Origin of the sequence: Luteimonas sp. WGS1318, from assembly GCF_043187535.1 — a bacterium.
Classification (GTDB): Bacteria; Pseudomonadota; Gammaproteobacteria; order Xanthomonadales; family Xanthomonadaceae; genus Luteimonas.
The window spans coordinates 2,099,170-2,111,825 of sequence record NZ_CP171131.1; the positions used below are offsets into that span (position 1 = coordinate 2,099,170).

Sequence of the window (12,656 nt, forward strand, 5' to 3'; positions counted from 1 at the left end):
GGCGCCGTCTAATGCGACGGCGTGCGGGCCCACACCTCGGTTCCCGCCTTGCAGTAGCGCTCGATGAAGCCCTGCTGCGACGGCATCTGGCCGACCGCGCGTTCGATGGGCGCGCGGATGCCGGCGAGCAGGCGCTGCAGATCGTCGTCGCCGAGCGCGCGCGCCAGCGGGTGCGGCGGTCCGGGCGCGACGCCCTGCCCCAGCAGCACGTGCGTCCAGGAGTCGACCCGGAACAGCTCGTCGGCGTTCTGCCAGGCATGCGCGCGCTCGCTCCAGGCACGCAGGCGGATGTCCAGCGAGGGCGGCAGCGCCATCTCGCGACATGCCACCCACATTGGCTCCTCGCGCCGGGTCGCGTGGTAGTGCAGGACGATGAAATCCCGCACGTGCTCCATTTCCTCGCGACTGACGTCGTTGAAGCGCTCCACCAGCGCCGGCGCGATGCCGTCGAACGGAAACAGCTGGACCAGGCGCACGACCGCGCTGATCGTCAGGTGCAGGCTGGTCGATTCCAGTGGCTCGATGAAGCCGCTGGCCAGGCCCAGCGACACCACGTTGCCGTTCCAGGCCTTGCGCCGGCGGCCGGTCCGGAACGGCACCAGCCACGGATCCTTCAAGGGCCGTGCGCCGACGTCGTGCAGCAGTTTCGCGTGCGCTTCGTCGTCGGACATGTAGCGGCTGGAGAACACCAGCCCGTTGCCGACGCGGTGCTGCAGCGGGATGTGCCAGCGCCAGCCCGCCTCGTGGGCAATCGCGCGCGTGTAGGGCACCGGGGCGCCATCCGACTCGGTCTGCACGGCGACGGCGCGGTCGCTCGGCAGCCATTCGCTCCAGTCCTCGTAGCCGGTCTGCAGGGTCTGCTCGATCAGCAGTCCACGAAAGCCGGTGCAGTCGATGAACAGGTCGCCCTCGAGCCGCTTCCCGTCCTCGAGCACCAGGGCCTCCACGTCGCCGCTGTGCGCGTGGCGCGTGACCTCGCGGATCCTGCCTTCGACCCGCGTCAGTCCGTGCCGCTCGGCGATCCGGCGCAGGAATTTCGCGTAGAGGCCGGCATCGAGGTGGTAGGCGTAATTGACCTGGGGATCGGTGCCGAGTGCGAAGCGGTCGACACGCGAGGCGAGCGTTTCCAGGCAGAAATCGCCGAGCTCGGACGCCATCCCGCGGCGCTGGGCATCGAGCCAGAAGTGATGGAACCCGGCCGCCCAGGTGCCGTGCCCGGTGATGCCGAAGGGATGGATGTAACGGTCCCCGGGCCGACGCCAGTGTTCGAACGAGATCGACAGCTTGAACGTGCCGGCGACGGCGCGCAGGAATTCCTGCTCGTCGATTTGCAGGAAGCGGTGGAAGCTGCGGATCGGCGGCACCGTGGACTCGCCGACACCGACCGTCCCGATCTGCTCCGATTCCACCAGGGTGATGTCCAGGCGATCGCGGAACTGGTGCGCGAGTGCGCAGGCGGCAAGCCAGCCCGCGGTGCCGCCGCCGGCGATGACCACCTTGCGGATCGTGCCGGGTGGTGTCTCGGCGTGGTCCATGTCGTATCTGCTCCTCTCAGCGGTTCAGCCAGCCGATCAGCATGGCGCGGATGCGGCGCGCCCGGGTGTCGTCGATCGGTCCCAGCACATCGCGCGCGGCGTCCGGCAGATGCGCGCCGGCGCGGCCCGCGGGCCCGAAGACGTAATAGTCGAACACATGCGCCCACGCGCGCTTCTCGCGTTCGGGCAGGTCGCGCAGCGTCCACAGGGCGTGGTGGAGCGCGGGCAGCGGCGACGACAGGAAGGCCGGCGAGCGCCGCCACCAGTAATTGACCAGCACGTTGAACGGCGCCTCGCTGCGCACGTGGTGCCACCACATGCTGGGGATGAAGATCGCGTCGCCCGGTTCCAAGGTCGCGGTCTGCGCCGTGGCCAGCGCGTCGCGGAAGCGCGGAAAGCGCACGAGATCAGGCGCCGCGAAGTCGACCAGGCTGACCACCTGGCCGCCTGGTGTCGGCTCCAGCGGACCCGGGTAGAGGTTGTCGATCTGCTCGGGCGGAAACACGGTGAATCGCCGGCGGCCCACGGCGCAGACGGCCAGGTTCTCCGGCGCATCGAAATGGCAGGACGCGACGACCCGGTTGCCGATCCAGATGCTCGGCGGCGCCTGGACACCGCGCTCGGCCAGGCCCAGATCGTTGTCGGCACTGAAGCCCGGCAAGGCGCCGGCGATCGGCAACGAGGCGACGTAGTACGTCGGGGGCTGTGCGTCATCGAGATGCTGCGCAATCGCGTCGAGCACCTCGCCGAGCCCGCCGCGACGGACCTCGAAATTCAGCGCGGTGCAGTCGTCGTTGTAGAACGGACGCCCGTTGATCGCCGGTGCGCCATGCGAATACGGCACCGCGCGGCCCGCGTCGAAGCCGCGCAAGTAGGACATCGCGGCGGCGACGGAGTCCCGCCCGGCCTGCACCAGACCCCAGTCGCGTGCCACGCCCTTGAGCACCGCAGGCGTACCGCCCGACACCAGCGCGTCGAGCGGGAGCGTCTCCGCATCGGGGACATCGAGGGTGCGCATCGCCGTCGGCACCGCGTCCACGGCTCAGCCGCCGTCGCCGACCGGCGCCGCGTCCTGCTCGCGCAGGCGGCGTTGTTTCTCCGCCATCAGGCGACGCACGTTGTGCAGCGACGCCAGCACCAGGTACGCACCTTCCAGATAGCCCGCGCTGTTGAGGCGCTCGAGTGCCGGTCCGTCCAGCGCCGCCAGCGCGTCCCGGTCGATTCCGTAGAGGCCGCGCACGTCGACACGATGCCGGGCGTCGAGCTCGACGGCCAGCTGCACCGGTTGGATCAGCCCCAACGCATCGAACGCGGCGAACATCGCCGCGCCGAACTCGGTACCGTCGCGGATGCCGCGCAGCACGTCGGCGATGTGGTCCAGATAGGGGCTGTTGCCGCCCTGCGGCAGGAAGACCGCTTGCCCGTCGACGGTGTTGACGCGCGGGTGGTCGAGATCGACATGGATCACCGGCGCCTGATGGAGTTCTCCATCGATGCGCTGCTCCTGGAAACCGATCAGGAACGGCCCCTTCGCCGCGGCACCCGGCAGATAGGCGGCATTCCAGCGGCCGTCCCGCAGGAACAGGTTCTCGTGCTGCTCGAATCCCAACAGCGCCACCGACATCCACTGCCCGTCGGTGTCCTTGCGGAAGAAGATCGGATACTCGCGCTGCAGCTCGGCATATTCACTGGGAAACGCCGGCACCATGCCGACGTCGTCGCCGAAGCGCGGGTCGAAACCGGTGGCGACGCGCAGATCCTTGTGTGCCACGTTGTTGAGCAGTTCGTAGCGGGCCATCACTCCTCCAGGCTGCAGCATCGCCACGACGGCAGACGACTGCTGGTGCCAGATACTACCGGGCGCGCCGGCATGGTCCACCTGTGCAGTCCTGCACCGCGTCGCGCCACGTCAAACGGGACCGCTGCGGCTGCAGCGGTCCCGTCGGGCGTCATCCCCGGGGGAGGCATGGTCGCGGTCAGAACCGGTAACGCACACCCAGCATGTAGCGCGGACTCTGGTCGGACAACTTGACGATCTGCTGGTCGGTGCGGGCATGCCAGCGCACGTCCTCGCCGGTCAGGTTGATCGCCTCGAGCCCGAACGACCAGTGCTGGTTGAGCGCGTAGTTCACGCTGAGGTCCCACTGGTCGTAGGCTTCAACGTAGTACGGATTCTTGCTGTTGCCCTGGTTGGCGAGGATCAGATACTCGTCGCGCCAGTTCCAGGCCAGGCGCACTGTCCAGCCGTACTTCTCGTACATGAAGACCGCATTGGCGGTATCGCTGAGGCCGGTCAGCGCGAACTGGTCGATGTTCGGGTCGCCCGCATTGTTGTAGCCGACGTCGCCGCTGACGATCGTGTAGTTGGCGAGGATGCCGAACCCGCTTTCGCCGAAGAAGTACTGACCGCCCAGCTCCCAGCCGCGCAGCTTGGCCGCGCTCTGGTTGATCGGCTGGCTGACGTTGAACTGGTACAGCGGGTCGTTGGCGTTGCCGTAGAGGTCGTAGGCCGCCTCTAGCGCGAGCGCCTGGGCGCCGGTGCCGTCGAACGCGCCGAGACCGGCCGGGTCGTTGCGCAGCAAGGCCAGCGCACTGAACAGCGAGGTGTCGTTGCCGGAACACGCCGACGCGTTGGCCGCGCCCACCTGCGCCGCGCACGCCGGACTCAGCAGGAAGGCCAGCGCGGCCTGGGCATCCGGGCCCGAGGTCGGGTCGCGCAGCCCGTACAGCGACTCCTGGCCGATGGTGTTGCCGATGAAGTTGTTGACCGACTTCGTCCAGTACGTCGCCGAGACGTAACTCGCATTGGCGAAGTACCACTCCAGCGCCAGATCGAGATTGTCCGATTCCAGCGGCCTGAGGCTCGGGTTCTGCGAGTTGCCTTGCGCGCGGACCGAGGGATCCAGCAGCACCGAGCCCGTGGGCTGTTGGGCCACCGGGCCCGAATACAGGTTGCCGTATGGCGCGCGCGCAATGCTCTTGCCGAACGAGGCGCGCCCCTTCAGCTGGTCGGTGAAGTCGAGACTGAAATCGAGATTCGGCAGGATGTAGCTGTAGCTCGAGCGCTCGCTGAAGGGCTGCAACTCGTCGGACAGCACGATGCGGAAGTCATTGTTGGACTGCCACTCGATCGCCTCGGGAATGGCGATGACCGAGGTCGAGATGATGTCGGTGGTCTCGTAGCGCACGCCGATGCGGGTATTGGTGCGCATGCCACCGAGCTCGCCCTCGAGCGACAGCTGCATGTAGGCCGAGTTGGTTTTCTCCTCGACGCGGTTGTCGGCCGCGTTCTGCGGGCTCACGCCCAGGCCGACGCCGTACTGGCCCGCCGCCCACTGCGCGAGCGCGCCGGCGTCACCGCGCCAGGCCGGCCAGCTGCTGAACGAGTAATCGTCGAACAGGCCGACGATATTGACCGGCTGCAGGAAGTTCATCAGGCCGCCGGCCACGTCGGAATCGACGTTGGCCACGCTCCAGTCGCCGAGGGTCGAATAGGCCTCCGCCGCCTGCAGGCGATGCGTGGTGACCTTGTTGCTGTCCACGCCAAACTGGAAGCGCCCCTGGTCGAAGCTCCACTCGCCGTCGACCCGACCCTGCTTGATTTCGCTGACCTGGGTCTGCGCATTGACGCGCAGCACCTGGCTTCCGATCTCGCCGGCCACGAAGCCAGGATTGACGACACCATTGGTGCGCGCGATCGCGTCCGCGGTCGAGGGATACCAGGTCTGCGTGCCCACCGGCATGCCGTTGTTGAAGAACATCTCCTGCACCCACGAGCCGCCGCAATGCGGACCCGTCGTGCAGTTGTTGGTGCCGGCGATGCTCATGAAGATCGAACCGCCGCCGGTCAGCGGATCGTTGGGCCGGCTTTCGGTCTTCGAGTTGTGCGCGTCGAAGCTCAGGCGGAAATCGTTGCTGACATCCCACACCGCATTGAAGCCCAGCGAGCCGAGCTTGTATTCCTGCATGCTGCGCTGCTGCTCGAGTCCGAAGTCCTTGGTGCCGGCGATCTCGCGGATGTAGGTCGGCGTGGCCACCGCGCCGGACGTGTCGAACTCGACATTGGTGTAGTCGCTGTTCTGCAACCACATGCCCTGCTCGCCGCGGTTCTCGGTGATCTCGTTCGTCGAATAGGTGTAGTCCAGCGTCAGCGTCACGCTGTCGGTCGGCGCGAACTGCACGACGGCCTGGCCGTTGACGCGCTCGCGCTCGAACTCCGAGAACGCATAGCGCAGGTCGTTGGGGCGCGCGTAGAGGTCGCCGATCGCCGGCGCGTTGACCACGGCCGGAGTGCCCGGCATCGATCCCGTCCAGGGCTGGATGTTCCAGTAGTTGTTGGTGGCCTGCACCGAGCCGCCCTTGCGCTTCTGGTAGCTGGTGCTCAGCCCGACGCCGAAGGTCTTGTCGGGATTGGTGTAGCTGAAGATGCCCGACAGCTCGGGCGTCAGGTCGTTCTCGAACGGCTGGCTGCGGTCGGAGACGACCTTGGCACCGGCGCTGGCGACGACGCCCGAATGGTTGAACGGCCGGTCGGTCAGAATGTTGATCGTCGCGCCGATGCCGCCACTGGGCACGTGGGCCTGGCTGGTCTTATAGACCTCGATGCCGCTGATCGCCTCGGCCGCGAGCTGCGCGAAGTTGAACGCGCGCGTGCCGCCGTCGACGCCGCCGATCGCCACCTGCCCCGCCGCGCCGAACGCATCGGCGCCGGGCACCTGGCGTCCGTTGAGCGTGACCATGTTGAACTGCGGCCCGAAGCCGCGCGCCGTGACCTGCGCGCCCTCGCCGTCACGGCGCTCGATCGAGATGCCGGTGATGCGCTGCAGCGACTCGGCCAGGTTGGTGTCGGGGAACTTGCCGATGTCCTCGGCACTGATCGCGTCGACCACGCCGGCGGCCTCGCGCTTGGTTTCCATCGACTGGTTGAGGCTGCTGCGCAGCGCGGTGACGCTGACCGTGTCGAGGTCCGTCGCTTCCGTGCGGGTCGGACTCGCGGTGGTCTGTGCGGTCTGGCCGGTGGGAGGGCGTTGCGGATCCTGCGCAAAAGCAGGATTGATGATCAGCACGCCGCCGACGAAGGTAAACATCGCCGTCGACTTCAAACGCTTCAACTTCAGGTTCATTTGGCCTGTCCTCAGCACCGAGATTCGTTCGACCGCAGGCAGGCTGCCCGCGGCACCCACATCACTCACATCCCTCTCCCATGCCCGTGGTCTGGGCAATCCGTCCGGGATCCTTCCTTTCGAGTGTTCTCTTGAACGCACTGGAGCGTCGTTCGCTGTCGGACACACGGCGTCGACACGGTTCGTCCTCTCGCCAGGCAACGTCGTCGATCGTTCCGGAGTGCTGGCGCCTCGTGTCTGCACTGCCCTGAAGGCATTTGCCGCGCACGTTTCGAAGCCTTGAACCCCGTTGCCACCGCCGCCGATGTGATAGCGCTAACACCCCTGGAGCGCAGGTGTATAGCGCGCCGGAGGCTTTGTCACCGTGCACTGCAACAAAGCGCGTGCAGCTTGTGCAGCACCGACGTGCATTCAGCAGCGGGCAGCGGCGCCCGCATGCGCGCACCGGCCGATACGTCCGTGCTCGTATCGACGGCACCGTTGCCCGATCGAGCGCGCGCGGATGCTCACCGAGCGTCGTCGACGGGGACGTTTGAGCGCGCCCCCCGGTGCGGTTCGGACGGCGGATGCGCGAAGGGGTAGCGGGTCACGCGGGCGGCGTCACCCCCGCGGCTTACGCGTACAGCGCGGCGTAGCCGGCGGCGTCCACCTGGCTCAGGCCCAGCCGATCGAACTGCGCCCACATGCCGTGCCAACGCGCGGCATCGCGACGCACCGGGCTGACCAGGCGTGGACAGGTGTCGGCGATGATCGCGTCCATCAGCGGCGTGGGCTCGGTGCGGCTGTAGCGATACCACAGGGCCGCTGCCTCGGCCGGGTCGTCGCGGCACAGCCGCGCACCCTCGCCGACCAGGCGCGTGACCGTATCGACCACGGCGAGGTGCTCGCTGAGGAACGCGTCCGAGGTGAAGAGTTCCAGCGCGGAGAAGTTCTGCAGGCCCACCTCGTGCGTGGCGATGAACTGCGTGTCCATGCCCTCGAGCCGCGCCTCGACGCCTTCGAAGTTGGCGAAGCACAGCCAGGCCCCGTCGAAGCCCGCACGCAGGTTGGCGAGATGCTCGAACCCCGCCTCCTCGATCCGCACCTGCCCCGCATCGAACCGGGCGCCCTGCGTCGCGCACCAGCGCGACAGGATCTCGACCGCGATCGCATCCGTGACACCGCCAGCAACCGGCGACGCCAGGCGCACCGCGCCACCGGCGAGCAGCCGCTGACCGGCCTCGCGCTGCAGCAGGATGCCGCCGTCGGTCTCGAAGAAGCAGCCCAGCGCCTTCAGCCCCGGCCGGTGCGCATCGATCATGTGCAGCGGTTCATTGCAGGCGAACGCGACCTCGCCGCTGACCGTCGCGGCCAGGCCGTCGTAGTGGTCGTCGGGCGCCAGCAGTTCGAGGTCGAGACCGGCATCCCGATACCAGCCGCGTTCGATGCCGGCGATCAGCGGCAGGTGATCCGGATTGAGAAACCACTCGAGGGACAGCTGGAGTTTCATGCGGGCGACTCGGATGACGGGCGCACAGACTAGGCCACCCGACCATCTCGGGCACGCCCGATCGACGCGCAGCGCGCGGGCGCGCGATCACTCCTGAAGCTGCGCCAGAGCATCCGCATCCGTAGGGTGCGCGCCGGTCGCCGCGTCGAGATCGGCGATGGCCGCCTGACCCTCGGCGTCGATGCGCTCGGCGGCGTCGCTGAGGACGACGATGCTGATGCGCCGGTTGATCGGATTGCGCGGATCCGTCTTGTCGAACGGCACCGACGACGACAGGCCCACCACGCGCGACAGCTTGGCCTCGTCCATGCCGCCGTCCACGAGGGCGCGGCGCGCCGCGTTGGCGCGCTGGCTCGACAGCTCCCAGTTGCCCGAACCGCTGGCATCGGCGAACGGCGTGGTGTCCGTGTGGCCCGAGATCGCCACCCGGTTCTCCACCTGGTTCAGGTAGCTCGCCAGTTCCATGAGGATGCGCGTGGTGTAGTCCTTGAGGTTGGGCGAGCCCAGATCGAACATCGGACGGTTGTGGGTATCGACGATCTGGATACGCAGGCCTTCCGGCGTGATGTCGATCAGCAGCTGATCCTTGAACGGCGCCAGCGCCTGGCTCTTCTCGACGGCCGCCTCCAATGCACGCTTGAGCGCTTCCAGGCGTTCGCGATCGGCCGCGTCACGCCGCACGGCCTCCGGCGTCGTCCCCGCGCCGGGCGGGTTGCGCAGATGGTCGAACATCTTGATCGGCACATCGCCCGCGCCGCCGGGGCCATTCGCCCCCGGGGCCATGGTCGCGGCGCTGCCGGCTACGGCGCTCGGATTCTTGAAGTACTCGGCGATGCCGCCGAGCTGCTCCTGCGGCATTGTCGCGACCAGCCACATCACCATGAAGAACGCCATCATCGCGGTCACGAAGTCGGCATAGGCGACCTTCCACGCGCCGCCGTGGTGGGCGGCGCCCGCGCGCTTCTTCTTGCGCACGATGATGATCGGCTGCAGCGCTTCGCTCATCGCTGTGCCCGCCTCAGCCCTTGGCGGCCTTGAGGTCGGCTTCCAGGTCCTGGAAGGTCGGACGCACATCGGAGAAGAGCAGCTTGCGCGCGAACTCGATCGCCACCGACGGCGCGTAACCGCGCAGCGAGGCCACCAGCGCCATCTTCACCACCTCGAAGGCCTTGCCCTCCTCGTGCGCACGGTTCTCCATCGCGCTGGCGATCGGCCCGACGAATCCGTACGCGATGAAGATGCCGAGGAACGTGCCGACCAGCGCGGAGGCCACCTTCTGGCCGATCTCCGCCGGCGGCGCGCTGCCGACGATCGACATCGTGAGAATGATGCCCAGCACGGCGGCGACGATGCCGAAGCCCGGCAGCGCGTCGGCGACCTTCTGCACCGAATGCGCGGGTTCCAGCGCCTCCTGGTGATGCGTTTCCAGCTCGTACTCGAGCAGCGATTCCAGCTCGTGCGGATTCATGTTGCCGCCGACCATCAGCCGCAGGCAGTCGGTGATGAAGGTCAGCATGTGGTGGTCGGCGGCGATCTTGGGATACTTCTGGAAGATCGTGCTGCTGCCTGGATTCTCGATGTGATCCTCGATCGCCATGGTGCCGTCGCGGCGCATCTTCATCAGGATCTCGTAGATCAGCTTCAGCAGATCGACGTAGTCACTGCGCTGGTATTTCGGCCCCTTCAGCAGCGCGATCGTGCTCTGCACTGCGCCTTTCATCACCTTGGGCGGCGTGGCGATCACGTACGCGCCCAGCGCACAGCCGCAGATCACGATGATCTCGTTGACGTGCCACAACGACAGCAACTTGCCGCCCACCATCACGAAGCCACCCACCATGCTGGCGATGACGACGACGGCACCAATGATCAGATACATGAACGCTCGACCCAGATAAATCCCGCCAGTGACGCTGTATCGGCGTGCGCCACAGCAGCTTGAGCGCCGTTCGTCGGGCGCCGCATGGCCGCCGGGCACCCCGCCACTGGTCGCGACGGGACCTCGCGGATCCGGCCCCGACGCGTTTCGGCGGATGCCGGGGACGACCGCGGATATTCCGCCCCGATGCGCCCCGGCAGACCGACGCGAAAACCCGCCTTAGCGCGGTGCCGACGACTCCGGGTGTCGACGCCGCCGCCCGTCACCGTACGACGTCAGACGTCCGATCACGCACGTCCCGCGTCACGCGCCCGGCAGGCCCGCAGGCCCGGACGTCGACCGCCACACGCGCGCCGGACCGGGCCGAGCCTCACTTCACGCTCTCGAATGCAGGCCCTTCGCTGTGCGCCCCTTCAGCGCAGCGCCGCATGGACGAACCAGAGGCCGACGGCGGCCATGCCCAGTGCCAGCACACGTCGAACGGCGAGCACGCGGTCCGGACGGATCAACCACTGCCGCAGACGGCCGGCGCCGAGCACCAGGCCCAGGTGGATCAGGGTCGCCACGCTCACACTGATCACGCCGAGCATCACGATCTCGCGCGCAGGTGCGTCCGGCCCCGACAGGAACCGGGGCACCACGGTCACGAAAAACAGCGCCGCCTTCACGTTGACCACGTTGAGGACGACGCCGGCGACGAGCGCGTGGTGCCGCGTGTGCCCGGCGACGGCGGCCGACGCCGCCCCCTCGTCCTGGACCTGCCAGCCACGCCAGGCAAGCCACAACATCATCAGTCCCGCGGCAATGCCGATCCAGGTGCCGATGGCCGGCGCGTGCAGCAGCAATGCGCTGAGCCCGAAGCCGGCCAGCGTTGCATTGAGTGCGAGGCCGACGGCCACGCCTACGGTGGCCGCCAGCCCGACGCGGCGACCTTCGGCCAGCGTCAGCGACACGAGCCAGGCCATGTTGGGTCCGGGCGTGATCTCGACCAGCAACACCGCGAGCGCGAAGCCGAGGGCGTCCATCCTAGGACTCGCCCGTGGGGTCGATGCCAGCGTCGCATGCCGAATACGGTACCGACGCCTGGCGATCAGCCCCGATGCGTGGCGCTGCCAGCCTGGCTGCGCGGCGTCGCCGCATCGCGTCGCCCCGCGTTGCCGTCAACCGCAGTACACGCGGCGGATCGTGTTGTCGCGGTCCAGCTCCAGCGTGACACGGTCCGGACGCGTGCCCGGTGCCGCTGTCTGCTCGGGACGCAGCGGACGGATCAGACCGGCGTGGCTTTCCCGCCAGACGCGGCCGGTGACCTCGGACGTCGCGATCTGGCCGACCGCCCACTGCACTCGTTCGGCATGGCAGGTGCCCGAGGCCGCGGCCCGTTCCTGCGGCGCACCAGGCGCGGGTTGCCAGGCGGCGCACGACGCGAGCACGCCGACGAGAAGCGACAGCACCGATAGACGGACCACGATCGACATGGCGACACCTCGGCAACGGAGAGACACGCCGGATACTCAGCGCGGCGTGCCCAGAAATGCAAATGGCACATGCACGACGAACCGGCGCGCTGCATTGCCGGCGAAGACATTGCGCTGATCGCGCCCCAGATCGAGCATCATCACCTGGCCGGTGCGCGCGTCGAAGTCGACGTCGTTGAGATCGACCCAGAACGTGTTGGGCGTCAGCGCCGATTCGAAGAAGTACAACCGGCGCGTGTGGTCGACGACGGTCCGCCAGCGTGTCGAGGAGATGTTCGGCTCGCCCGGCGTGGCGATGCCATACGGCACCGACACGTTGCGGATGACGCTGAAGACGCTCGCCAGCTCGATGACCGGATCCTCGCTCTTGGGGATCGCGTTGACGTAGAACGCCGCACGCGCGAAGCGGTCGGCCGAGCGGTTGGTGCCGGGCAGCATCACCGTGCCGCCGATCTGCTTCCAGTAGCTGTTGAGCGCCAACTGCTGCTCGAACACCGGCGAATTCGTCATTACCTGGTAGGCGCGGTCGTGGTGGATGACCGGGCGGCCGTCGATGTATTCGACGATTGCACTGTCACCGCTGGCATCCGACATCGACAGATGCACCGTGGCCAGCCGTTCTTCGCCCGGCACCTGATCGGTGACCAGATGGAACGGGTCCGCGCGCAAGGCCGTCACGGCCTCGGCGACGCTGCCGAAATTGTCGAGCACGTATTGCGCCCACAGCGAGATCGCCAGTCCAGGCTTGCCGTCGGGCCGGGCCGGATAGTCCGATTCGACCAGCCACAGCAGATTCGCTGCGAGGCCGGCCTCGTTGACGCCGTCAGTGGTGGCGATGTCGTAGCCACTCGCGATCACGCTGCCGTACGTCGACGTCCACGCAATGGAATCCTCACCGGCCTGGCCGGTGCGCGCCATGCCGCGCGGAAAGATCCAGAGATTGGTCGCGATGTCGCTTTGCCAGTCCATCGAGCGCGCGGTGATGACATCGCCGTTGGCGCCGGTGTAGACGAACCGCGTGCAGGCGTCGGCGTCGTGCGCGCCGAACGTCATGCCGAGCAGCAGGACCGTCGCCGCGGATATCGGGATCAGGGTCTTCATCGTGCGTACTCCGTCGGTGGATGGCTGCAAGCCCTGGCGCGCCGTCCGCGCTTC

Annotated in this window: 10 protein-coding genes; all 10 read right to left on the reverse strand. The window is 67.8% G+C overall.

Annotated features, from left to right (window positions below):
- Positions 1-8: 8 nt before the first annotated feature.
- Positions 9-1,535, reverse strand: coding sequence for a tryptophan halogenase family protein (locus ACF3M1_RS09730; RefSeq protein WP_394000150.1), 1,527 nt, complete (start codon positions 1,533-1,535; stop codon positions 9-11).
- 16 nt (positions 1,536-1,551) lie between these two features.
- Complete coding sequence (locus ACF3M1_RS09735; protein WP_394000152.1) at positions 1,552-2,553, reverse strand: cupin-like domain-containing protein; 1,002 nt, start codon at positions 2,551-2,553, stop codon at positions 1,552-1,554.
- 24 nt (positions 2,554-2,577) lie between these two features.
- Positions 2,578-3,333, reverse strand: a complete 756-nt coding sequence (locus ACF3M1_RS09740; protein WP_394005231.1) for a SapC family protein — start codon at positions 3,331-3,333, stop codon at positions 2,578-2,580.
- 178 nt (positions 3,334-3,511) lie between these two features.
- Positions 3,512-6,658, reverse strand: a complete 3,147-nt coding sequence (locus ACF3M1_RS09745; RefSeq protein ID WP_394000154.1) for a TonB-dependent receptor — start codon at positions 6,656-6,658, stop codon at positions 3,512-3,514.
- Between the two features lie 613 nt (positions 6,659-7,271).
- A complete protein-coding gene (locus ACF3M1_RS09750) occupies positions 7,272-8,147 on the reverse strand; it encodes an ABC transporter substrate-binding protein (protein WP_394000156.1) in 876 nt (291 codons plus the stop codon).
- A gap of 87 nt (positions 8,148-8,234) precedes the next feature.
- Positions 8,235-9,152: a flagellar motor protein MotB gene (motB, locus tag ACF3M1_RS09755; protein WP_394000158.1), complete on the reverse strand. Its 918-nt coding sequence runs from the start codon at positions 9,150-9,152 to the stop codon at positions 8,235-8,237.
- 13 nt (positions 9,153-9,165) lie between these two features.
- Positions 9,166-10,026 carry a flagellar motor stator protein MotA gene (motA, locus tag ACF3M1_RS09760; protein ID WP_394000160.1) on the reverse strand — a complete coding sequence of 287 codons (861 nt, stop codon included), beginning with the start codon at positions 10,024-10,026 and terminating at the stop codon, positions 9,166-9,168.
- 413 nt (positions 10,027-10,439) lie between these two features.
- Complete coding sequence (locus tag ACF3M1_RS09765; protein WP_394000162.1) at positions 10,440-11,051, reverse strand: LysE family translocator; 612 nt, start codon at positions 11,049-11,051, stop codon at positions 10,440-10,442.
- A gap of 135 nt (positions 11,052-11,186) precedes the next feature.
- Entirely contained in the window at positions 11,187-11,501 is a 315-nt protein-coding gene (locus ACF3M1_RS09770) for an I78 family peptidase inhibitor (protein ID WP_394000164.1), read from the reverse strand.
- Positions 11,502-11,537: 36 nt separating this feature from the next.
- Positions 11,538-12,554: a linear amide C-N hydrolase gene (locus tag ACF3M1_RS09775; protein ID WP_394005232.1), complete on the reverse strand. Its 1,017-nt coding sequence runs from the start codon at positions 12,552-12,554 to the stop codon at positions 11,538-11,540.
- Positions 12,555-12,656 lie beyond the last annotated feature (102 nt).